Annotated in this window: 20 protein-coding genes and 3 tRNA genes; 2 read left to right on the top strand and 21 right to left on the bottom strand. The window is 66.7% G+C overall.

Annotated features, from left to right (window positions below):
* Positions 1-2: 2 nt before the first annotated feature.
* The 20 genes from H6844_08420 to H6844_08325 all read right to left on the bottom strand — a co-directional run bounded on the left by H6844_08420 (position 3) and on the right by H6844_08325 (position 20,433).
* Positions 3-2,057 (bottom strand): NADH-quinone oxidoreductase subunit G, encoded by a 2,055-nt coding sequence (locus H6844_08420; GenBank protein MCB9929423.1) that lies wholly within the window; start codon positions 2,055-2,057, stop codon positions 3-5.
* 15 nt (positions 2,058-2,072) lie between these two features.
* Entirely contained in the window at positions 2,073-3,356 is a 1,284-nt protein-coding gene (nuoF, locus tag H6844_08415; GenBank protein MCB9929422.1) for an NADH-quinone oxidoreductase subunit NuoF, read from the bottom strand.
* A 3-nt stretch (positions 3,357-3,359) separates the two neighbouring features.
* Positions 3,360-3,959 carry an NADH-quinone oxidoreductase subunit NuoE gene (nuoE, locus tag H6844_08410; protein MCB9929421.1) on the bottom strand — a complete coding sequence of 200 codons (600 nt, stop codon included), beginning with the start codon at positions 3,957-3,959 and terminating at the stop codon, positions 3,360-3,362.
* 11 nt (positions 3,960-3,970) lie between these two features.
* Entirely contained in the window at positions 3,971-5,149 is a 1,179-nt protein-coding gene (locus tag H6844_08405; protein ID MCB9929420.1) for an NADH-quinone oxidoreductase subunit D, read from the bottom strand.
* A 4-nt stretch (positions 5,150-5,153) separates the two neighbouring features.
* The gene (locus H6844_08400; protein ID MCB9929419.1) at positions 5,154-5,774 is read right to left on the bottom strand and encodes an NADH-quinone oxidoreductase subunit C; all 621 of its coding nucleotides are present in this window, start codon (positions 5,772-5,774) and stop codon (positions 5,154-5,156) included.
* 43 nt (positions 5,775-5,817) lie between these two features.
* A complete protein-coding gene (locus H6844_08395) occupies positions 5,818-6,372 on the bottom strand; it encodes an NADH-quinone oxidoreductase subunit B (GenBank protein MCB9929418.1) in 555 nt (184 codons plus the stop codon).
* Entirely contained in the window at positions 6,363-6,737 is a 375-nt protein-coding gene (locus tag H6844_08390; protein ID MCB9929417.1) for an NADH-quinone oxidoreductase subunit A, read from the bottom strand. Before H6844_08390 ends, H6844_08395 begins: the two co-directional genes overlap by 10 nt.
* Positions 6,738-6,929: 192 nt before the next feature.
* A tRNA-Asp gene (locus H6844_08385) sits at positions 6,930-7,006 on the bottom strand.
* Between the two features lie 116 nt (positions 7,007-7,122).
* A complete protein-coding gene (locus H6844_08380; protein MCB9929416.1) occupies positions 7,123-7,899 on the bottom strand; it encodes an SDR family oxidoreductase in 777 nt (258 codons plus the stop codon).
* Between the two features lie 81 nt (positions 7,900-7,980).
* Positions 7,981-8,056 (bottom strand) — tRNA-Val (locus tag H6844_08375).
* Positions 8,057-8,122: 66 nt separating this feature from the next.
* Complete coding sequence (locus H6844_08370; protein MCB9929415.1) at positions 8,123-8,398, bottom strand: HU family DNA-binding protein; 276 nt, start codon at positions 8,396-8,398, stop codon at positions 8,123-8,125.
* Between the two features lie 205 nt (positions 8,399-8,603).
* Positions 8,604-10,985, bottom strand: a complete 2,382-nt coding sequence (gene lon, locus H6844_08365) for an endopeptidase La (protein MCB9929414.1) — start codon at positions 10,983-10,985, stop codon at positions 8,604-8,606.
* A gap of 156 nt (positions 10,986-11,141) precedes the next feature.
* Positions 11,142-12,416: an ATP-dependent Clp protease ATP-binding subunit ClpX gene (gene clpX / locus H6844_08360; GenBank protein ID MCB9929413.1), complete on the bottom strand. Its 1,275-nt coding sequence runs from the start codon at positions 12,414-12,416 to the stop codon at positions 11,142-11,144.
* A gap of 173 nt (positions 12,417-12,589) precedes the next feature.
* Positions 12,590-13,219 (bottom strand): ATP-dependent Clp endopeptidase proteolytic subunit ClpP, encoded by a 630-nt coding sequence (gene clpP, locus H6844_08355; protein ID MCB9929412.1) that lies wholly within the window; start codon positions 13,217-13,219, stop codon positions 12,590-12,592.
* 45 nt (positions 13,220-13,264) lie between these two features.
* On the bottom strand, positions 13,265-14,629 hold the full coding sequence (locus H6844_08350; protein MCB9929411.1) for a trigger factor: 1,365 nt from the start codon (positions 14,627-14,629) through the stop codon (positions 13,265-13,267).
* Positions 14,630-14,678: 49 nt separating this feature from the next.
* Positions 14,679-14,763: transfer RNA gene (locus H6844_08345), tRNA-Leu, on the bottom strand.
* Positions 14,764-14,827: 64 nt separating this feature from the next.
* Positions 14,828-17,164 (bottom strand): transketolase, encoded by a 2,337-nt coding sequence (locus H6844_08340; protein ID MCB9929410.1) that lies wholly within the window; start codon positions 17,162-17,164, stop codon positions 14,828-14,830.
* A 93-nt stretch (positions 17,165-17,257) separates the two neighbouring features.
* Positions 17,258-18,232, bottom strand: coding sequence for an SMP-30/gluconolactonase/LRE family protein (locus H6844_08335; GenBank protein MCB9929409.1), 975 nt, complete (start codon positions 18,230-18,232; stop codon positions 17,258-17,260).
* 252 nt (positions 18,233-18,484) lie between these two features.
* On the bottom strand, positions 18,485-19,576 hold the full coding sequence (locus H6844_08330; GenBank protein MCB9929408.1) for an LLM class flavin-dependent oxidoreductase: 1,092 nt from the start codon (positions 19,574-19,576) through the stop codon (positions 18,485-18,487).
* Positions 19,577-19,761: 185 nt separating this feature from the next.
* Positions 19,762-20,433, bottom strand: a complete 672-nt coding sequence (locus H6844_08325) for a DUF2848 family protein (protein MCB9929407.1) — start codon at positions 20,431-20,433, stop codon at positions 19,762-19,764.
* Between the two features lie 84 nt (positions 20,434-20,517).
* On the opposite strand from H6844_08325, the gene H6844_08320 reads away from it, so the two are divergent.
* Positions 20,518-21,480, top strand: coding sequence for an SMP-30/gluconolactonase/LRE family protein (locus H6844_08320; protein ID MCB9929406.1), 963 nt, complete (start codon positions 20,518-20,520; stop codon positions 21,478-21,480).
* Positions 21,481-21,500: 20 nt separating this feature from the next.
* Positions 21,501-22,559 (top strand): nitronate monooxygenase, encoded by a 1,059-nt coding sequence (locus tag H6844_08315; protein ID MCB9929405.1) that lies wholly within the window; start codon positions 21,501-21,503, stop codon positions 22,557-22,559.
* Between the two features lie 185 nt (positions 22,560-22,744).
* On the opposite strand, the gene H6844_08310 is transcribed toward H6844_08315, so the two are convergent.
* Positions 22,745-23,434 carry a tyrosine-protein phosphatase gene (locus tag H6844_08310; protein MCB9929404.1) on the bottom strand — a complete coding sequence of 230 codons (690 nt, stop codon included), beginning with the start codon at positions 23,432-23,434 and terminating at the stop codon, positions 22,745-22,747.
* Positions 23,435-23,480 lie beyond the last annotated feature (46 nt).

The raw sequence follows: 23,480 nt of genomic DNA, 5'->3' as shown, positions 1-23,480 counted from the left end.
CGTTATCCATCGGTGCCGGTCGCCTCTGTCGCAGCGGGCTGCAATTCCTCGATGCAGCGCGCCATGGTCTGGGAGGCGCGCGCAATCGGGTTCGTGTGGTAATAGCTTCGCACCGGCGAGGCAAACGGCGCGTCGCTCATGTCGCCCGCCGCACCGAAGGCGCCCCAGTCGGCCTCGGACACCCGGTCGACCGCGCCCAGATGCGGCACCGCTTCGGCCATGGCCGCGCGCAAGGCCTCCAGCGTGTCGAACGGCAGCGGCGCGCCCAGCGCACCGGACAGCGCCCGGACGATGGCCCAGTCCTCGCGCGCGTCGCCCGGCGGGAAGATCGCGCGATAGCCCCGCTGCGGCCGGCCCTCCGTGTTGACGTAGGTGGCGTCCTTCTCGGTATAGGCGGCGCCCGGCAGGATCACGTCCGCCGCATGGGCGCCCTGGTCGCCGTGATGGCCCTGGTAGACGACGAAGGCGTTGGCGAGCCTGGCGGCGTCGATCTCGTCCGCGCCCAGCAGGAACACCAGTTCGATCTCGCCGCCGGCCACACCGTCGAGAATGCCGGCCGTGTCGCGGCCGCCCTCGCCCGGCACGAAGCCCAGGTCGAGCGCGCCGACCCGGCCCGCCGCCGTGTGCAGCATGCCGAAGCCATCGCGGCCGCCGGCATAGGTCTCGGCCACGGCCCGCGCCGCGGCCAGCACCGCCGCGCCGTCCGGCCGGGCGAGCGCGCCCTGGCCGATGACGATCAGCGGCCGCTCCGCATCCCGCAGCACCTGCGCGAAGGCATGGGTGCCGTCCGCCACCTGCTGCAAGGTCTGAGCGCCAGCGCCCAAATAGCTGTAATCATAGGTCAGATCGGCATTCTCTCCGATCACGCCGACCGTCAGGCGATTGTCCAGCCAGGCCTTGCGGATCCGGGCATTCCAGACCGGCGCCTCGACCCGCGGGTTGGTGCCGATCAGCAACAGCGCATCGGCCTGGTCGATCCCGGCCAGGCCGGTGTTCAGGATATAGCCGGCGCGGCAGGACGCATCCACGGCGGCGCCATCCTGGCGGCAATCCATGGAGGTTGCGCCAAGACCGTCCAGCAAGCCTTTGAGTGCGAAGACGCTTTCGCAATCCGCGAGGTCGCCCGCGATGGCGCCGACCTTGGCCGGGTCGGTGGCTTTCAGCTTCGCCGCCACGGTCTGCAATGCTTCGGCCCACGACGCCGCCTGCAGCTTGCCGTCCTTGCGCACATAGGGGCGGTCGAGGCGCTGGCGCTTCAGGCCGTCACAGGCGAAGCGCGACTTGTCGCCCAACCATTCCTCGTTCACGTCCTCGTTCAGGCGCGGCAGCACGCGCAGCACCTCGCCGGAGCGCGAGTCGATGCGGATGGCGGCGCCCATGGCGTCGTGCACGTCCACGCTCTGGGTCTTGGTCAACTCCCAGGGGCGGGCATGGAAGGAATAGGGCTTGGAGGTCAGCGCGCCGACCGGGCAGAGGTCGATGACATTGCCCGAAAGCTCGGAAGCAACCGCCTGTTCCAGCGTGGTGATTTCCATGTCGCCGCCGCGGCCCAGCGCGCCGATGGTCGGCACGCCCGCCACCTCGTCCACGAAGCGCACGCAGCGGGTGCAGTGGATGCAGCGGGTCATGATCGTCTTGATCAGCGGGCCCATGTATTTGTCGGTCACCGCGCGCTTGTTCTCGGCATAGCGCGAATGGTCCATGCCGTAATACAGCGCCTGGTCCTGCAGATCGCACTCGCCGCCCTGGTCGCAGATCGGGCAGTCGAGCGGGTGGTTGATCAGCAGCATTTCCATGACGCCCTTGCGGGCCTTCACGACCATTTCGCTGTCGGTGAACACTTCCTGGTTGTCCATCGCCGGCAGCGCGCAGGAGGCCTGCGGCTTCGGCGGTCCGGGCTTCACCTCGACCAGGCACATGCGGCAGTTGCCGGCAATGGACAGGCGCTGGTGGTAACAGAAACGCGGGATTTCCTTGCCGGCCTCCTCGCACGCCTGCAGCACCGTGCTGCCGGGCGGCACCTCGACCTCGATCCCGTCGACCTTGAGCTTAGGCATTGCTCGAAACTCTCCTCAAGCCGCCGCGGCTTTGCCGTGATATTCGGCGATTCGGGCCTCCATCACCGGCCGGAAATGCCGGATCAGGCCCTGGATCGGCCAGGAGCCGCCATCGCCATGGGCGCAGATGGTGTGGCCCTCGATTTCCTTGGTGACCTCCCACAGCATGTCGATTTCCTCGACCCGTGCGTTGCCGGTCACCATGCGCTGCATCACCCGATGCACCCAGCCGAAACCCTCGCGGCAGGGGGTGCACTGGCCGCAGCTCTCGTGCTTGTAGAAATAGGACAGGCGCGCGAACGCCTTGATGATGTCGGTGGACTTGTCCATGACGATCACCGCCGCCGTGCCGAGGCCCGACTGCTGGCCGCGCAGCGAGTCGAAATCCATCAGCACGTCGTCGCAAATGTGCTTGGGCAGCACCGGCGTCGACGAGCCGCCCGGGATCACCGCCAGCAGATTGTCCCAGCCGCCGCGCACGCCGCCCGCATGCTTTTCGATCAGCTCGCGCAGCGGAATGCCCATCTCCTCCTCCACATTGCACGGCTTGTTCACATGGCCGGAAATGCAGAAAAGCTTGGTGCCGGTGTTGTTCTCGCGGCCGAGGCCCGCGAACCACTCGGCGCCGCGGCGCAGAATGGTGGGCGAAACCGCGATGCTCTCCACATTGTTCACGGTCGACGGGCAGCCATAAAGGCCGGCGCCGGCCGGAAACGGCGGCTTCAGCCGCGGCTGGCCCTTTTTGCCTTCCAGGCTCTCGATCAGCGCGGTTTCCTCGCCGCAGAGATAGGCGCCGGCGCCGCGGTGCACATAGACATCGAAATCAAAGCCGCTATTGGCCGCGTTCTTGCCCAGCAGCCCGGCCTCGTAGGCCTCGTCGATGGCGAATTGCAGGTGTTGCGCCTCGCGATAGAACTCGCCGCGAACATAGATATAGGCCGCGGTCGCGCCGATGGCCGCGCCGGCAATCAGGCACCCTTCGACCAGCTTGTGCGGGTCGTGGCGCATGATGTCCCGGTCCTTGCAGGTGCCGGGCTCGCCCTCGTCCGCGTTCACGATCAGGTAGGAGGGCCGGCCGCCGGTGTCCTTGGGCATGAACGACCATTTCAGGCCGGTCGGGAAGCCGGCGCCGCCGCGGCCGCGCAGGCCGGACGCCTTCATGCGGTTGACGATCTCGTCCCGGCCGAGCGCGATGATCGCGGCCGTGTTGTCCCAATCGCCCCGCTGGCGCGCGCCGGCCAGCTTCCAGTCGTGCTGGCCGTAGAGATTGGTGAAGATGCGGTCTTCGTCGCGCAGCATGGGCTAGTCGTCTCCGTCCACGGACTGAAGGGTGGTCCGCCCGCCGACCGGGGCCGAGGTCTGGCGCTCGATCTGGGGGCCGGGGGTCGGCGTCTCGCCGCGCAGGAAAGCGTCGAGGATGGCCTCGGTCTTGGGACCGTCCATATCCTCGTAATAGTCGTCGTCGATCTGCAGGATCGGCGCGTTCACGCAGGCGCCGAGGCATTCCACCTCGTGCAGGGCGAACTGGCCGTCCTCGGTCGCCTCGCCGAAGCCGATGCCCAGCTTCTTCTTGCAGGCGGCCACCACCTCGTCCGAGCCGCGCAGCCAGCAGGGCGTCGTGGTGCAGACATGCACGTTGACGCGGCCGCCGGGGGTGGTGCGGTACATGGTGTAGAAGCTCACCACCTCCCACACCCGGATTTCCGGCATCTCCAGCAGGCCGGCAATGTGCGCCACCGCCGCGCGCGTCACCCAGCCGTGCTGGCGCTGCGCCAGGTCGAGCAGGGCCATGACGGCGCTTTGCTGCCTGCCGGGCGGGTATTTGGCGATCTCTTTGTCGACCTTGGCCTGATAGTCCGGCGTGTAGGCAAAGCTGGCCGGCTGTTGGGCGTCGTCGGCGATATGGAAATGACTCACCGGTCGATCTCCCCGAACACGATATCCATGGCGCCCAGCACCGCAACGCTGTCCGCCAGCATGTGCCCCTTGCAGAGATAGTCCATCGCCTGCAAATGCGGGAAGCCGGGCGCGCGAATCTTGCAGCGATAGGGCTTGTTGGTGCCGTCCGACACCAGGAAGACGCCGAATTCGCCCTTCGGCGCCTCGACCGCCACATAGGTCTCGCCCGCCGGCACGTGATAGCCTTCGGTATAGAGCTTGAAGTGGTGGATCAGCGCTTCCATCGACGTCTTCATCTCAGCCCGGCGCGGCGGGCCGAACTTGGCGTCGGTGGTCAGGACCGGGCCTTCCGGCATCTGGTCCAGGCACTGATAGATGATGCGCAACGACTGGCGCATTTCCTCGACCCGCACCAGATAGCGGTCGTAGCAATCGCCGTTCTTGCCGATGGGAATGTCGAAGTCCATGCGGTCATAGACGTCGTAGGGCTCGGCCTTGCGCAGATCCCACGGCACGCCCGAGGCGCGCAGCATCGGGCCGCTGAACCCCCATTCCATCGCCTCCTCCCGCGTCGCCCGGCCGATATCGACGGTGCGTTGCTTGAAGATGCGGTTCTCGTTCAGCAGGACTTCCATGTCGTGGACGAATTTCGGGAACTGGTCGGCCCAGGCGCGAATATCGTCGGTCAGGCCCGCCGGAATGTCCTGATGCACGCCGCCCGGCCGGAAATACGCCGCGTGGAGCCGGGCGCCACAGGCGCGCTCGTAGAACTCCATCAGCTTTTCCCGCTCCTCGAACCCCCAGAGGAACGGCGTCATCGCGCCGACATCGAGGGCGAACGCGGTCAGGTTCAGCAGATGGTTCAGGATGCGGCCGATCTCGCAATAGAGCACGCGGATATACTGGCCGCGCTCCGGCACCTCGATCCCCGCCAGCTTTTCCACCGCCAGCGCGAACGCGTGCTCCTGGTTCATCGGCGCGACATAGTCGAGCCGGTCGAAATAGGGCAGCGCCTGGTTGAAGGTCTTGTACTCGATCAGCTTTTCGGTGCCACGATGCAACAGGCCGATATGCGGGTCGATGCGGTCGACGATCTCGCCGTCCATCTCCATGACCATGCGCAGCACGCCGTGCGCGGCCGGATGCTGCGGCCCGAAATTCAGGGTGTAGTTCTGGATGAATTGCTCGGACATGGCTCTAGCCCTCGGCCCCCTCGCCGTCTTCGCCGGCCTTTTCGTCGCCCGGCAGCAGCCGCTCCGGGCCTTCCCACGGGCTGAGGAAGTCGAACGTGCGGAAATCCTGGGTCAGGCGCACCGGCTGGTAGACCACCCGCTTCGCCTCGTCGTCATAGCGCACTTCCACATGGCCGGTCAGCGGGAAGTCCTTGCGCAGCGGATGCCCCTCGAACCCGTAGTCGGTGAGGATGCGGCGCAGGTCGGGATGGCCGGAAAACAACACGCCGAACAGGTCGTAGGTTTCCCGCTCCAGCCAGTTGGCGACCGGATAGACGCCGACGATCGACGGCACCGGCGTATCCTCGTCGGTGGCGATCTTCACCCGCACCCGGTGATTCTGCCGATGCGACAGGAACAGGTAGACCACCTCGAACCGCTGATCGCGCGCCGGATAATCGACCGCGGTGATTTCGATCAGCATTTTGAAGTCGCACTGCGCGTCGTCGCGCAGATAGGTGGCGGCGGGGACGATCGAGTCGCGCTTGACCCAGACGATCAACTCCCCGCGCCGCACCTCGGTGCGCAAAACGGCATCTGGCAAGCCGGCTTCGATATGGGCGGCTAGATCTTGCAAGCGGTTCAATCCTTGGGCTGGACGGCTGGCGATAAGGGCGTGGCTCTGCGGTCTAGCGGCTGATGGTGCCGGTCCGGTTGATCTTTTTCTGCAACAGCAGCACGCCGTACAGCAATGCCTCCGCCGTCGGCGGGCAGCCGGGAACGTACACGTCGACCGGTACGATGCGGTCGCAGCCGCGCACGACGCTGTAGCTGTAATGGTAATAGCCGCCGCCATTGGCGCACGACCCCATGGAAATCACCCAGCGCGGCTCCGCCATCTGGTCATAGACCTTGCGCAGCGCCGGCGCCATTTTGTTGGTGAGCGTGCCGGCGACGATCATCACGTCCGACTGGCGCGGGCTGGGGCGGAAAACGACGCCGAACCGGTCCAGGTCATAGCGCGCCGCACCGGTGTGCATCATCTCCACCGCGCAGCAGGCGAGCCCGAAGGTCATGGGCCAGAGCGAACCGGAGCGCGCCCAGTTCACCAGCTTGTCCATCTGGGCGACGACATAGCCCTTGTCCTGCAACTCGTCGGTGACGCCGCGCAGGATCGCATCCTGCTGGGCGCCCGGGCCGACGGCACCGCCATGCGCGGCGGAAGCGGAGCCGATCACTCCCATTCCAGCGCTCCCTTTTTCCATTCGTACACGAAGCCGATGGTGAGAATGCCGAGGAAAATCACCATGGACCAGAAGCCGATCATGCCGATCCCGCCAAGCGAGGCCGCCCAGGGGAAGAGGAAGGCCACTTCCAGGTCGAAAATGATGAACAGGATCGCCACCAGATAGAAGCGCACGTCGAAGCGGCCGCGCGCGTCGTCGAACGGCTCGAACCCGCACTCGTAGGCGGAGTTCTTTTCCGGGTCGGGCTTTTGACGGCGGATCAACATCGACGCCACCACCGCCGCCGTTGCGACGCCGAGCGCGATGCCGAGAAACATGAGAATCGGCAGATATTCTGCCAGAAGGGGCTCAAGGCCGGGCATGATCCCTCGCCTGCGGGCTATGGAAACACCAAAAGACGCGACTGCCTGCGCCGTGCCGCACCGCCAAAGCAGAGGCACGAACCGAACAACCGGCGGCTCATGGTTTAGGCCAATCGCTACCGAAAGGCAACGCGCACGCATGCGCAAATTGGCCCAGAGGGCCGGATTTTTTGGCAGCGATGGGGAGGGAAATGGCGGGAGTGACGGGGCTCGAACCCGCGACCTCTGGCGTGACAGGCCAGCGCTCTAACCAACTGAGCTACACCCCCGCAAAGGGTGCCGCGGTCCGCAGCCGGTGGACCGGCGCGCCGCGTTTGAGGAGGCTGTATCTAGCCGCTGCACCCGCAGGCGTCAACGGCCAAAACGGCCTTTTCCCAAACTTTCTTCAGGCGAGGTAGACGCCGCCGTTCACCTGCACCACCTGACCGGTGACATAGGCCGAATCCGGCAGGCAGAGATGCCGCACCATGGCCGCCACCTCCATCGGCAGCCCCTTCCGCTTCAGCGGAATGCTCTCATTGCCGAGCGTGCCCGGCAGCGCGCCCGCCGCGGCGCCGCGTTGCGTGTCGATGGCGCCGGGCGAGACCGCGTTGACGGTGATGCCGTATTCGGCCAGGTCCATCGCCAGGCCATGGGTGAAGCCTTCCAGCCCACCCTTGGCCGCGCAGACATGCGCCCGGTTCTTGGTGCCGAGCCGGGTGGATACGCCGGACATGGTGACGATGCGCCCGCCCTCTCCGCCGGCGATCATGTGCGGCACCACCGCGCTGACGCAGTGGAACGCGCCGTTCAGGGCGACGTCGATCACCTGGGTCCATTCCTGGAAGGTCATGTCCGGAAACGGGGTCTGGCGGCGCATGGCGGGATTGCTGACCAGGATGTCCAGCCGGCCGAAATCGGCGGCAATGCCGTCGACCATGGCCTTCACCGACGCGCCGTCGGTCACGTCCGCCATATAGCCGCGCGCCCTGCCCTGGCCATGGGCGGCGTTGATTTCCGCCACGACCGCGTCGACCGCCGCGCGGTCGCTCAGGCCGTTCACGGCGACATTCGCCCCGACCTCAGCCAGGCAAAGCGCAATCTGGCGCCCGATATTCTTGCCCGATCCGGTGACCAGGGCCACCCGACCGGCCAGCGCATCGCCATAGATTCCGTGTGCCATGCCGCTATTCCCACAGAAATGCTGCCGCACCAGCGCCCGAAAGCGTGGCGGCGCCGGCTCGGCCAGATTCGAATGATGCGATGGTGGGCGGTGACAGGCTCGAACTGCCGACCTACTGGGTGTAAACCAGCCGCTCTACCAACTGAGCTAACCGCCCGTCCCTGGGAAGGCAGACGCGGTCGTCAACGACCGCGCACAGCACCCCTTCCCCGAACCGACTGCGTCAGTCGTTCAGGGCGTCTTTCAGGCCCTTGCCAGCGCGGAATTTCGGCTGGACGGAGGCGGCAATTTCAATCGGCGCACCGGTGCGCGGGTTGCGGCCGGTGCTGGCGGCGCGCTGGGTGGCCGCAAACGTGCCGAAACCAACCAGGCGAACCTCGTCACCCGCCTTCAGCGCGCCGGTGATCGAATCGAACACCGCGTCCACGGCCTTGACGGCTTCGGCACGGGTGATGTCGGACGCCTCGGCAACGGCAGCCACCAGATCGTTTTTGTTCAAAGGAATTCTCCCTATTCTCCATTCACCCAGAAACTGGGCAATCCGTGCCGCACGACGGGGTCGGCAACACCCGGGCCAAAGATACGCTAGCGGCGTCTTCGGTCAATCAAAGAAGGCGGATTCCCAAGGGATTTTCCACATATAACGAAAAAGCCTCGCCACTTTTTCGCGACGAGGCTCTTTCGATAAGATAGGAAGCGTTACGTCAGTGCGTCGTCAGCTCCGAACCGGTCTTGCCCGGAACCACGGTCGCCGAACTCTCCGGCGTCCATTCCACGGCGGTCGGAAGTTCCACCAGGGCAATGGCCAAGACTTCATCGACGGTTTCGACCGGGATGATTTCCAAGCCTTGCTTGACGTTGTCCGGAACCTCGGCCAGGTCTTTTTCATTATCCTTCGGGATTAAGACCTTGGTGATACCGCCCCGCAGCGCCGCCAGCAGCTTTTCCTTCAGGCCGCCAATGGGCAACACCCGGCCGCGCAGGGTGATTTCCCCGGTCATCGCGACGTTGCGGCGCACAGGGATGCCCGACAGCGCAGAGATGATCGCCGTGCACATGGCGACACCCGCCGACGGGCCGTCCTTGGGGGTCGCGCCCTCGGGCACGTGGACGTGGATATCGCTCTTGTCGAACTCCGGCGGGATGATGCCGTATTTCAACAGCCGCGAGCGCACGAAGCTGCGCGCCGCCTGCACCGATTCCTGCATCACGTCGCCGAGCTTGCCGGTGTGGGCGACACTGCCCTTGCCCGGCATGGTGACGGCTTCGACCTGCAACAGCTCGCCGCCGACCTCGGTCCAGGCCAGACCGGTGACGACACCGACCTGGTCCTCCGCCTCGATCTCGCCATAGCGGAATTTGCGCACGCCGGCGAAGTCGCCGAGATTCGCGGCGTCGATGGTGATGGTCTTGCGGTCGGACACCGCCAGTTCCTTCACCGACTTGCGGGCCAGGTTGGCCAGCTCGCGTTCCAGATTCCGCACGCCCGCCTCGCGGGTGTAATAGCGGATCAGGTCGCGCACCGCGCTTTCGTCGACCACCCATTCCCCTTTCTTCAGGGCATGGTCCTTCTGCTGCTTCGGCAGCAGGTGGCGCTTGGCGATCTCGACCTTTTCATCCTCGGTGTAGCCGGCGATGCGGATGATCTCCATCCGGTCCAGCAGCGGCTGCGGCATGCGCAGCGAGTTGGCCGTGGTGATGAACATCACGTCCGACAGGTCGTACTCGACCTCCAGATAGTGGTCCATGAAGGTGCCGTTCTGGGCCGGGTCCAGCACTTCTAGCAGGGCCGACGACGGATCGCCGCGCCAATCGGCGCCGAGCTTGTCGATCTCGTCCAGCAGGAAGAGCGGGTTCGACTTCTTGGCCTTCTTCATGCCCTGGATGACCTTGCCGGGCATGGAGCCGATATAGGTGCGCCGGTGGCCGCGAATCTCGGCCTCGTCCCGCACGCCGCCCAGGCTCATACGCACGAACTCGCGTCCGGTCGCCCGCGCGATCGACTTGCCGAGCGAGGTCTTGCCGACGCCGGGCGGGCCGACCAGGCAGAGAATCGGGCCCTTCACCACGCGGGTGCGCTGCTGCACCGCCAGATACTCAATGATCCGCTCCTTGACCTTTTCCAGGCCATAGTGATCGGCGTCGAGAATCTCCTCGGCCCGGCGCAGGTCCTTGCTGACCCGGCTGCGCTGCTTCCACGGGATCGACAGCAGCCAGTCCAGATAGTTGCGCACCACGGTGGCCTCGGCCGACATCGGCGACATGTTGCGGAGCTTCTTCATCTCCGCCTGCGCCTTTTCGCGGGCTTCCTTGGAGAGGCGGGTCTTCTCGATCCGCTCTTCCAGTTCCGCCAGCTCGTCGCGGCCGTCCTCGCCGTCGCCGAGTTCCTTCTGAATGGCTTTCATCTGCTCGTTCAGATAGTACTCGCGCTGGGTCTTCTCCATCTGGCGCTTGACCCGGCTGCGGATGCGCTTTTCGACTTCCAGCACATCGATCTCGCCCTCCATATGGGCAAAGACCTTCTCCAGCCGCTCGCGCACCGTCAGGGTTTCGAGCAGTTCCTGCTTTTGCGGGATTTTCAGCGACAGGTGAGCGGCGACCGTATCGGCCAGCTTCGCCGGGTCCTCCACCTGGTTGATGGAGACCAGCACCTCGGGCGGGATCTTCTTGTTCAGCTTCACATAGGATTCGAACTGCGTGACCACGGTGCGGGCCAGCGCCGTCTCCTCCGATCCGGTGGCCTCGGTGCCTTCCAGCAGTTCGGCCTCGGCCTCGAAGAAATCGCTGCGCTCGGTGTAGCGGGCGATCGACACGCGCCGCGTGCCCTCGACCAGCACCTTCACCGTGCCGTCCGGCAGTTTCAGCAATTGCAGGACGGTGCCGATGGTCCCGACGGTGTAGATATCCGCGGGATCCGGATCATCATCGGCGGCGTCTTTCTGGGCGACGAGCAGGATCTGCTTGTCGTCCTTCATCACCTCTTCCAACGCACGCACGGACTTATCGCGCCCGACAAACAACGGCACGATCATGTGCGGGAACACAACGATATCCCGCAAGGGGAGAACAGGAAAAGTTTCGCCCATCGAACACCTCTAATGATGGGCCACAACAACATCACATGTGCGGCCACGTTAACGGTCAAATAAGATCGGACAGGGGCCTATACAAGCGCCCCTTCCAAACCCGGCGAAGGTCCGCGTCGCCGCACGGGATCGCGGAATACCGTCACCGACCCGAGATCAGGATGCCAGATCGGGGCCGGCGCCGGCCTTCTTTTCCGCGTAAATCGACAGGGGCGCGGCGCGGCCTTCGACCACCTCGCGGTTGACCACGACTTCCGACACGCCGTCCATGGTCGGCAGGTCGTACATCGGGTCCAGCAGGATACCCTCCAGGATGGAGCGCAGCCCGCGCGCGCCGGTCTTGCGCTCGATCGCCCGCTTGGCGACGGCGCTGAGCGCGTCGTCGGTGAATTTCAGCTCGACGCCCTCCATGTCGAACAGGCGCTGATACTGCTTCAGCAACGCATTCTTCGGCTGGGTGAGGATTTCGACCAGCGCCGGCTCGTCCAGATCCTCCAGCGTCGCCAGCACGGGGACGCGGCCGACGAATTCGGGAATCAGGCCGAATTTCAGCAGGTCTTCCGGCTCCACCTCGCGCAGGATCTCGCCGGTCTTGCGGTCGTCCGGCGAGCGCACGTCGGCACCGAAGCCGATGGCCATGCCCTGGCCGCGCTGCGAGATGATCTTGTCCAGCCCGGCAAAGGCGCCGCCGCAGATGAACAGGATGTTGGTGGTGTCCACCTGCAGGAATTCCTGCTGCGGGTGCTTGCGCCCGCCCTGGGGCGGCACGCTGGCGACCGTGCCCTCCATGATCTTCAGCAGCGCCTGCTGCACCCCCTCGCCCGAGACATCCCGGGTGATGGAGGGGTTGTCGGACTTGCGGCTGATCTTGTCGACCTCGTCGATATAGACGATGCCGCGCTGCGCCCGCTCCACATTGTAGTCGGCGGCCTGCAACAGACGCAGAATGATGTTTTCCACGTCCTCGCCCACATAGCCGGCCTCGGTCAGCGTGGTCGCGTCGGCCATGGTGAAGGGCACGTCGAGAATCCGCGCCAGCGTCTGCGCCAACAGGGTTTTGCCGCAGCCGGTCGGGCCCATCAGCATGATGTTGGACTTGGCGATCTCGATCTCGTTCGCCTTGCCGGCGTGCGAGAGGCGCTTGTAATGGTTGTGGACGGCGACGGAGAGCACGCGCTTGGCATGGGCCTGACCGATGACGTAATCGTCCAAAACCTTGCAGATTTCCTGCGGCGTCGGCACGCCGTCGCGCGATTTGACCAGGGTGCTCTTGTGCTCCTCGCGGATGATATCCATGCAGAGCTCGACACATTCATCGCAAATGAAGACGGTCGGCCCCGCGATCAGCTTGCGCACTTCGTGCTGGCTCTTCCCGCAGAAGGAGCAGTAGAGGGTGTTTTTCGAATCGCCGCCGTTGCCAGATTTGCTCATCTGTTTTCCACTTGGTCCGCGTACGCCACCGGGCATGTTGCCAGGGTTCGCCCGCGCCGACAATGGCCGATTGCGAACCCATCTCACAATGATGGGCACGGCGATCGGCCGTGCCCACTATGCTGGCGCAAAAATCTTGCCGAAATCAGAATGCACTCAAACAGCGAGTGCGCCTATTCGGTCTCCACCGCCGCCGGCCGCTGGGCGACCACCTCGTCGACGATCCCGAACGCCTTGGCTTCTTCCGCCGTCATGAAACGGTCGCGTTCCAGCGCATCTTCAATGGTTTTGAGATCCTGCCCGGTGTGGTGGACATAGATCTCGTTCAGGCGCTGGCGCAGGGCCAGGATCTCACGCGCATGGATCTCGATATCCGACGCCTGCCCCTGGAAGCCGCCGGAGGGCTGATGCACCATGACGCGGGCGTTCGGCAGGCAGTAGCGCTTACCGGCCGCGCCCGCCGCCAGCAGCAGCGAGCCCATGCTGGCCGCCTGGCCGATGCAGACCGTCGACACGTCGCAGCGGATATACTGCATGGTGTCGTAGATCGCCATGCCGGAGGAGACCACGCCGCCCGGCGAGTTGATGTAGAAGAAGATGTCCTTCTTCGGATTTTCCGCTTCCAGGAACAGCAACTGGGCGCAGACCAGGCTGGCAACGCCGTCATGCACCGGGCCGGTCAGGAAGATGATGCGCTCGCGCAGCAGGCGGGAGTAGATGTCATACGCCCGCTCGCCGCGATTGGTGGTCTCCACCACCATCGGCACGAGCATGTTCATAGTGGTATCGCGCGCGTCATGCATGGCAACGCCAGTCCTTCGCTATCTGCGGATGCCGAGGGTTCGCGATCAGCCCGCCGCCTCTGCTGCGGCGGCATCGTCGGCCTTCTCGGCCTCTTGCACCGCTTCCAACAGTTCGGACGGCGGCAGCTTCCGCACCTCGACCTTGGCCAACTCTAAGATGTAGTCGACCACCTTGTCTTCCAAGATCGGCGCCTGGAGCTGACCCAGCATTTGCGGGTTCTCCATGTAGAATTTCTGCACCATCTCTTCCTGGCCGGGATACTGCGCCGCCTGGCGGGCCACGGCGGTTTGCAGATCCTGGGGGCTGACCGCGATATTGTTTTGCCGCCCGACCTCGGACAGCAGCAGGCCAAGACGGACGCGGCGCTCGGCGACCGTGCGGTATTCGGCGCGCAACTCGTCGTCGCTCTTGCCGTCGCGCACGTCCTCGGCCTCGTCGCCCTGAAGCTGTTGCTCGACCTCGCGCCAGATGCCGTCGAATTCCAGATCCACCAGCGTTTCCGGCAGCGGGAAGACGTGCGCCTTGTCCAGCAGGTCGAACAATTCCCGCTTCAGCTTGTTGCGGCCGACCTCGGCGTATTCGCGCTCCATGGTCTCGCGCATCTGCCGGCGCAGGTCGTCCAGGCTCTCCGCACCGAATTTCTCGGCCAGGGCCTCGTTCACCTCGGCCGGACCCAGCTCCTTCAGCCCTTTCAGGGTCACCGCGAAGGACGCTTCCTTGCCGGCCAGATGCTCCGCGCCGTAATCCTCCGGGAAGGTCACGGTGACGGTCTTTTCGTCGCCGACATTCAGGCCGACCAGCTGTTCCTCGAAGCCGGGGATGAACTGGCCGCTGCCGAGCGCCAGTTCATAGCCGTCGGCGGCACCGCCGGGAAATTCCTCGCCATCGACGGAGCCGACGAAGTCGATCACCACCACGTCGCCATCGGCCGCCGGCCGGGCTTCGGTCACGTCGATCCGGTCGCGACGGCTTTCGGCCATGCGCTGCAACGCCTCGTCGACCTCGCTGTCGGGAATTTCCGGCTCCAGCTTTTCCAGTTCGAGCGTGGCGAAGTCCATCGCCGCAATCTCGGGCAGGACTTCGGCCTTCAACCGGAATTTGAAATCGGCGCCGTCGGCGTATTCGACGTTCTCGATTTTCGGTTCTTCGGCTGGGCGCAGATTGCGGTCGTCCATGGTGGACTGAATGCCGGTCCGCACCACCTCGTCGATCACTTCACCGCTGACCGATTTGCCGAAGCGCTGGCGCAGCACCTTCATCGGCACCTTGCCCGGACGGAAGCCCGGCAGCCGCATGGTCGGTGCGATTTCCTGAAGCTTGGCGTCGACCTTTTCGCTGATTTCCGCGGCGGCGATCACGCAATCAAACTCGCGCTTCAGACCTTCGTTTAGCGTCTCGGTAACCTGCATGGGCTGCTCTTTAAAGACCTCTGGAGATGATGGCGTGTGCCGACGGAACTGGTGCGGGCGAAGGGACTCGAACCCCCACGGCCAAGGCCACTGGAACCTAAATCCAGCGCGTCTACCAATTCCGCCACGCCCGCATTGGGGAAGCGGGCCAAATACCGCAGGCGGCGGCCCAGCGCAAGGAAGAAGGCGTAGGCCGCATCATCGCAGCCGGTCCGTCAGCACCGCCGCCACCGCATCCAGGATGGCTTCGGCGTCCAGACCGTGCGTGCGGTAGAGGTCCGGGATGTCGCCGGACTGGCCGAACGCCTCCACCCCCAGCGCTTTCAACGGCTGCTGCCGCACGCTGCCGAGCCAGGAGAGCGTGGCGGGATGGCCGTCGCAGAGGCTGACCAGCGCCGCCCCCTCATCCAGGTCGCCGAGCAGGCGGGCAATCCACGAATCGCGGCCGCGCCGGCGCCAGTCGCGGTGCAGGCGGCTGGGCGAGGTCACCACCAGCAGGCCCGCGCCCGGCGCATCCTCCGCCAGCTGGTCGAGGGCTTCCAGCGCCTCCGGCAGCACCGCGCCCATGGCGACCAGGGCCAGGTCGCAATCGCCGGCGGGCCGGCGCAGCCAATAGCCGCCCTGCACCACCGCCGCCGCGTCCAGCGGCCGGTCCGGCTGGGCCAGGCTGCGGGTCGACAGGCGCAGATAGACGCTGCCGCCGTCGTCGTCCGCCTGCATGTGGTCGAAGCCCCAGTGCATGATGGCCGCCAGTTCGTCCACATAGGCCGGCTCGAAATAGGCGAGATTCGGCAGGCCCATGCCGATCAGGGGCGTCTCGATCGACTGGTGCGCCCCGCCCTCCGGCGCCAGCGTCAGGCCGGACGGCGTCGCCACCACCATGAAGCGCGCATCCATGTAGAGCGCGTAATTCATCGCATCCAGGCCGCGCATAATGAACGGGTCGTAGAGCGTGCCGACGGGCAGCAACCGCTCGCCGAACAGCGGCCCGGACAGGCCGAGGGCGGCCAGCATCAGGAACAGGTTGTTCTCGGCAATGCCCAGTTCGATGTGCTGGCCCTTCGGGTCCATGGACCAGCGCTGGGCGCTGACCACCTGCTCCTCGCGAAACACGTCGATGCGCGGTTCGCGCGCGAAAATGCCCCGCGCGTTCACCCAGCCGCCCAGATTGGTGGAGACGGTCACGTCCGGCGAGGTGGTGACGATGCGGTCGGCGAGCGGGCCGCCGACGCGCGCGATGTCCGAGAGAATGCGGCCGAAGCCCTCCTGGGTCGACATCCGCTCGGCCTTCGGCGCCGGCAGGGCCGCCGGCAACTCGATCTTGGCCGCGTCGTGGCGCCGGGCCGCACCCCGGTCGCGCAGGAAAGGCGCGGCCCGGATGAAGGATTCGAGCGCCGGGCGGTCGTCCTCCATGCCGGCGAACTTCTCCCACTCCTGCCCTTCCGCCACGTGCATCTGGCTGCGGAAGGCCTCCATCTGCGCGGTGTTCATGATGCCGGCGTGGTTGTCCTTGTGGCCGGCAAACGGCAGGTTGTTGCCCTTGATCGTGTAGGCGATGAAGCAGGTGGGCCGGTCCCAGTCGACGGTCCGGAACGCCTCGACCATGGCCGCCATGTCCTGGCCGGCCAGATTGGTCATCAGGTCGGCCAGCGCCGGGTCGTCGTACTTCGCCAGCAGGTCGGGAATGCCCGGCACGGCGCCGATATCGCGCAGCACCTGCGCCCGCCAGGCCGCGCCGCCCTTGTAGACCAGGGCGGAATAGAGCGAGTTCGGGCAATCGTCGATCCAGTCGCGCAGCGCCTCCCCGCCCGGCTCGGCGAAGGCGGCCTGGAGCTTGCGGCCGTATTTGAGCGTGATGACGTCCCAGCCCATGGCGTGGAACAGGCCGTCGATGCGCCCGAACAACCTGTCGGACACCACCGCATCCAGCGACTGCCGGTTATAGTCGATCAGCCACCAGACATTGCGGATGTCGTGCTTCCAGCCCTCCAGCAGGGCCTCGAACACATTGCCCTCGTCCAGTTCGGCATCGCCGACGATGGAGATCATGCGCCCCGGCTGCTCGCCCGGGCGCCATTTCATCTGCACATAGTCCTGCACCAGGGCGGCAAAGCTGGTGAAGGCCGCGCCCAGACCGACCGAGCCGGTGGAGACGTCGACATCGTCCCGGTCCTTGGTGCGCGACGGGTAGGACTGCGCGCCCCCCAGCGCCCGGAAGCGCTGCAACTGCTCCTGGCTCTGGCGGCCCATCAGGTACTGGATGGCGTGATAGGCGGGCGAGGCGTGCGGCTTCACCGCCACCCGGTCCTCCGGGTTCAGTTCGGAGAAATAGAGCGCCGTCAGCATGGTCGAGACGCTGGCCGACGACGCCTGATGCCCGCCGACCTTCAGCCCGTCCCGGCTTTCGCGCACATGGTTGGCGTTGTGGATCGTCCAGGACGAGAGCCACAGGACCTTGCGCTCCAACTGCTCCAGCAGGGCAATGTCGGCCTGGTTGGAGCCGCGGTTCGGCAGGGGCGTGGTGGTGTCCGGCATCGGTCGTCTCTCCGCGTTCGGGCGCTTCGCATTCGGAGCGGCTGACCCGAACAGACTCCCGCAACGGGGGCCTGCGCGTGTCGCCGCGCCAACCTAGCCGCCCTTGACGCCCTGCGCATTCACATAAAGGGCGTAGACGGACTGGCTGGCCGCCATGAACAGGCGGTTGCGCTCGGCGCCGCCGAAACAGACATTGGCGCAGCGCTCCGGCAGGTGGATATGGCCGATGGCGGTGCCGTCCGGCGCGAACACCCGCACCCCGTCCAATTCCGCCGAGCCCATGCCCCAGCCGCACCAGAGATTGCCCTCCGTATCGCAGCGCATGCCGTCCGGCGTGCCGCCGGGGCCGGCGTCGATATGGACGCGACGGGTCGCCTTTTGCACGCTCCGGCCGTCGCTCGCCATGTCGTAGGCCAGGATGGTCCGCGTCGGCATGGAGCGGCTGGCGACCACGTAGAGAACGCTCTCGTCCGGCGAGAAGCAGAGGCCGTTCGGGCCGTCGATATCGTCGGCGATCACGGTCATGGCGCCGCTGTCGGGCTCCAGCCGGTAGACCGCCCAGGTCAGCTCGCTTTCCGCCTTCTCGCCCTCATAGCGGCCCATGATGCCGAAATAGGGGTCGGTGAACCAGATCGAGCCGTCCGATTTCACCACCACGTCGTTCGGCGAGTTCAGGCGCTTGCCCTCGAACCGGTCGGCCAGAACGGTGATGGAGCCGTCGTATTCGGTGCGCGTCACGCGCCGGCCGTGCTCGCAGGTGACGAGCCGGCCCTGCCGATCGCGGGTGTTGCCGTTCGCCCAGTTGGAGGGCTTGCGGTAGACGCTGGTCCGGCCGGTCTCCTCCTCCCATTTCAGGATGCGCTGGTTCGGGATGTCGCTCCAGAGCAGGTAGCGGCCGTCGCCGAACCAAACGGGCCCCTCCGCCCAGCGGCAGCCGGTGTAAAGCCGCTCCACCGCGGCGGAGAAAATGCGCATCGGGGCGAAACGCTCGTCCAGCACCTCGACCGCCGGGTCGGGATAGCGGGGGAAGTCGCGCCAGCCGGCGGAGGCGGGGTGATCGACGGGCATGGGGGGGGCTCCCTGGGGATTCTGGATCGTTGGAAAGTCAGCCTACCAGACGGAGCGTTGGGGCGCCTAGATGGTCATGGGCGGGCGACCGGAGGCGGACAACCGCCGTGTCCCGGAGCCTGCGGAGCGGGCGTCCGGGATCGGTTGCGGCAGGCGAACACCGGCTGGAACGGTGTTCGAAGGAGGACACCGGCCCCGGGTCTCGGCTCCGCCTCGCCCGGGGAACATCGCACCAGAAGGCCGGGCCAAGCGTCAGCGCACGCGGGCCATGACCTGTTCGGCGAAGTCCCGGAAGTTCGACCGCATGCGGGCCACGGGCGGCAACAGCGTGACCTCTTTCAGGCCCGCCGCCTCCAGCTGGCCGAGGCGTTCGACAATCTCGTCCGGCTCGCCCACCAGGCCGCCGGCGACGCGGATCAGGTCCGGCGTGATGAAGCGGCGCTCGGCCGGCGGGCAGAAGGCGCAATGGCCGGTGTGCAGCATCTGGTGGCGGCGCTCCGGCGGCATGGTGGTCTCGACATAGCGCTTGTAGTCCTCCCACGTGCCGCGCACCCGGTCGGAGACGAAATCGTCCCGGCCCCATTCCTGATACAGCTCGTACCAGTAATGCAGGGTGGAGACGGCAGCGGCGTCGACCTCGTCGATCACCCGCTCGCTCGCCAGCGTCTCGCCCGGCTTCAGCACGCAGGCAAAGGTGAGCGAGGCGGTGTGGAAGTCCCCGGGCAGGCTCCGCCCGACCTCCGCCGCACCGGCCTCGACCCGCTCCAGATTGCGGGCCAGCACGCCCAGCGGCTCGTTGCCGGCACAGATGCGGCCATCGCCATAGGCGCCGGCGGCGGCCAGCGCCTTCGGCCCGTTGGCGGCGACGTAGACCGGCACCGGCTGGTCGGTGTTGACGCTCTCCAACTCGCGGTCGAGGAAGCGGATCGGCCGGGCCTCGCCGTCGCCGCCGGGCATGGCATAGTCGACCTCCTGCCCGTGCAACAGGGCGCGCAGCACGCGCAGATACTCGCGGAAGGCAGCGGCCTTCATCGGCCGCTGGCCCATGATCCGCATGGCCGTGTGCCCGGTGCCGATGCCGAGAAAGGTGCGCCCCGGCGCCAGCTTGTTGATCGAGGCGATGGAGTGCGCCGTCACCGGCGCGAGCCGCGTGCCGGCGATCGCCACGCCGGTGCCGAGCCGGATGCGCGAGGTGTGGTGCGCGGCCAGCGCCAGGGTGGCATAGCTGTCGGACCAGATCATCTGGCTGTCCGGCGCCCAGCCATGGTCATAGCCGAGGCGCTCCAGTTCGGGAAAAATCTGCCAGTCGTCGATCTTGGTCGCGACCATGCCGCCGAATTTCATGGGGTGTTCCTTCCGTATTTCCGCTGTCAGGAGAGTGCCAACTCCCGGGCGTCATTGCGAGGAGGCCCGGCCTTGTGCCGGGGCGACAAAGCAATCCAGCGAATGGACGCTTGGCAGAATGGCCGGCCTGGATTGCCGCGCCCGCCTTGCGGGCTCGCAATGACGGGGATGGGAGGCGCGCCCCCCTACCCCGCCATCTCCAGCCGCTCGACGCGGTAGGCGTGTTCGATGGTACGGCCGGTCTTGGGGTCGGCCAGCGTCATCGCGAACCGGTCGCCGCCGCGAATGCCGCCATGGACCGGCAGCGTGCCGAGCGGCATGGCCCAGCCGGGCGGCAGTTCCTCCGCGCCGCAGGCGCCGCGCACGATCTCCAGCGGCGGCAGCATGGCGGTGCAGTCGCCATCCTGGTAGACCGCACCGTCCTGCCGGCTTTGCAGGGTCAGCGAGTCCCAGCGCTCGGCCACGTCGGCGAACCACCAGGCCGCGCGTGCCACCGGCTTCTGGCACATCTGCTTCGAGATCTGGATCGAATAGGCCTCGGCCTCGCGGTCGGTGTGGTCGCTGGCGAGCGTCACCAGCATGCCGCGCGGCGTGCCGATCAGCATCGCCTCCACCTCGCCCGACGAGCCCGCACCCAGCACCTGGATGGCGTCGTCCTGGGTCAGCAGCGACGCGCTCAGCGGGTAGTAGATCGGCGTCGAGACGGGCGGCGCCACGCCCAGGGCCTGCAACTCGTCGATATGCTCCTGCAGCTTGGCCTTGTCGCGGCCGGTCCAGCCGGCAATGACCAGCCGGGTCACGGCCAGCGGCAGGCGCTCGACCCTGCCGTCGGCGGCGGTGATGGCAAAACTCAACATAGGGCACTCGCTCCTCGCCTTGGGTTGGGCTTATAGTGCCCGTCCATCACGACAAATGCCATGCCCCCGAAGAGGAACGCCCCCATGTCTTCCCCCACCCGGCACACCACCGCGCCCGAGCCCAGGGCCCGCGTCGTCACCACCGGCCTGCGCTTCCCGGAAGGCCCCATCGCCATGCCCGACGGCTCGGTCATCCTGGTGGAGATCGAGCGCGGCACGCTCACCCGCTGCAACCCCGACGGCTCGACCGAGGTGGTGGCCGAAACCGGCGGCGGGCCGAACGGCGCGGCCATGGGGCCGGACGGCCGCATCTATATCTGCAACAATGGCGGCTTCAAATGGCATTATGGCGAGGATGGCGGCATGCGCTCCATCGCCCAGGCCGACGACTACAAGGGCGGCTCGATCCAGGCGGTCGACATCAAGACCGGCAAGGTCGAAACGCTCTACACCCATTGCGGCGAGACCCAGTTGCGCGGCCCGAACGACATCGTGTTCGACAGCCAGGGCGGCATGTATTTCACCGATCTGGGCAAGACCCGCGAGCGCGACTGGGACCGCACCGGCATCTATTACGCCAAGGCGGACGGCAGCCACATCACCGAGATCGCCTATCCGCTGATCACGCCGAACGGCACCAGCCTCTCGCCGGACGAGAAGACGCTGTACGTGGCCGAGACCTGGACCGGCCGGCTCTGGGCGTTCGACCTGGAGGCGCCGGGCGTGGTGAAAAAGCAGCCCTGGCCGATCCCGCACGGCGGCCGCCTCGTCGCCAACACCAGCGGCTTCCGCAATTTCGACAGCCTGGCGGTGGAGGCCGACGGCCGCATCTGCATCGCCACCCTGTTCGACCCGGGCATCACGGTGATGACGCCGGACGGCGCCAGCGTCGAGCATGTGCCGCTGCCGGGCGACCCCTATTGCACCAATATCTGCTTCGGCGGCCCGGACCTGAAAACCGCGTTCATCACCCAGAGCTATTACGGCAAGCTGGTCGCCGTCGACTGGCCCCGCCCCGGCCTCGCCCTGAACTTCCTGAACACGTAACCCGAGGAGCCGCCGCCGCCATGTTGCCTCGCAATGCGCTGACAGACCGCCTGGGCCTAACCTACCCGATCGTCCAGGCACCGATGGCGAGTGCCACCACCCCCGCGCTGGCCGCCTCGGTCAGCGAGGCGGGGGCGCTCGGATCGCTGGGACTGGGGACGTCGACGGCGGAGGTGGCGGCGGCGGAAATCCAACGCTTCCGGCAGATGACCGAGAAGCCGCTGAATGCCAATTTCTTCTGTCACGACTCCCCCGGCGACGTGACCGGCACCGGCCATCACATGCGCCGGCGGCTGGCCCCGTTCTACCAGGATCATAACGCCGGCGATGTGCCCGAGCCCACCGTGCCCTATGGCACGTTCGGGCCGGAGCACGCGGCCATGCTGACGCTGGAGAAGCCCGCGGTCGTCAGCTTCCATTTCGGCCTGCCCGACAAGGACCTGCTGCAACAGGTGCGGGAGACGGGCGCCTTTATCCTGTGCACGGCCACCACGGTGGCGGAGGCGCGGGCGCTGGAGACCGCCGGCGTCGATGCCATCATCGCCCAGGGGCTGGAAGCGGGCGGGCATCGCGGCACCTTCCTCGGCGGCGACCAGCTCAACCAGCCGGGCCTGTTCGCGCTGCTGCCGCAGGTCTGCCGCGCGGTGAGTGTGCCGGTGATCGCCGCCGGCGGCATTGTCGACGGCCACACCGCCGCCGCCGCCTTCATGCTGGGCGCCAGCGCCGTGCAGGTCGGCACCGCCTTCCTGCGCAATGCCGAAAGCAAGATCAGCGAGCCGCACCGCCGCGCGCTGGCGAGCGCCGGCGACGAGAGCACCCGCGTCACGCGCCTGCATTCCGGCAAGCCGGCCCGCGCCATCCGCAACCGCCTGCTGGACGATCTGGCGGACATGGAAGGCGAGGTTGCCCCCTACCCCGCCCAGCGCTCGCTGGTGGCGCCGCTGGGGCCGAAGGGCGACGGCGCCTACCAGGCGCTCTGGGCCGGCCAGAATGTCGGCCTGACCCGCGAGATGGCCGCCGCCGACCTGGTCCGCACCCTGGCCGAGGAGACCGCGGCGCGCCTGAAGGCGTTTGCGTGAGGGTGTGAGACCCGATCGCCGCGCGCTCGGGCACCGGTGTTTCCCGGCCGAGCCGGAGGTGAGGGCCGGGACCGGCGCCTTCATGCGAACACCTTCGCCGGCGGTGTTCGCGAGAGAGAGCGGCCCCGGATCGGCGCTCCGCACCGCCCGGGGAACTCAAGCGTCGAAGACCAAGGCCGCCGGCGTTACTCCCGGTGCAAAATCCGGTCGACCAGGAAGCTGGCAAAGCCGCTGGCGTGGAATTCGCGGGTGAACACCGCCGGGTCGTAGACCTCGTCGACCCAGCGCAGGAACTGCGTGCGGTCACCGCCGGTGTCGCGCCAGTAGCGCTCCAGGAAGAAGTCCAGCATGCCGGTGCGGGCATAGCGCACATGGCCGAAGCGCAACGAGAGCTGGCGCATGGCCACCTCCATCGGCTCGCCCTTGTGCAGGTGCAGGTAGAGCGTTGCCATCAGCCCGGCCCGGTCCGCGCCGGACTTGCAGTGCATCAGCACCGGGTATTCCAGATGCTCGAACACGCTGGCCATGGCGTGCGCGGTCTCTTTCTCCGGCATGCCGCGCGAGCGAATCGGGAAGTTGACCAGGCGCAGGCCCAGTTCCTGGCAGGCGTCGCGCTCGGTCAGATAGGTGCCGCAGTTCAGCCGCTCGCCGCGCAGGTTCAGGATGGTGCGGATGCCGTTGCGCTTCGCCCAGGCCAGCGCCCGCCGGCCGGGCTGGGCCGAGCGCCACATCTGCCCGTCCAACGGGTGGCGGTTGCTGTAGACCAGACGCAGGCAGCCATGGTCGACCAGGCTCATATTGCGTTCGGCCCAGCGGCGCTTGGCGGCGTCGAGCGGCGGGGCCGGCAGGGCCGTGGTGGGCAAATCGCGAACCAAGAAACAGGCACCTCGTTCTGGCCGGGCGCGCGGGCCGGCAGGGGCT

This window comes from Alphaproteobacteria bacterium (assembly GCA_020638555.1).
Lineage (GTDB): Bacteria > Pseudomonadota > Alphaproteobacteria > Bin95 > Bin95 > JACKII01.
The sequence above is the reverse complement of the archived record's forward strand: the minus strand, read 5'-3'. Positions and strand labels throughout refer to the sequence as shown.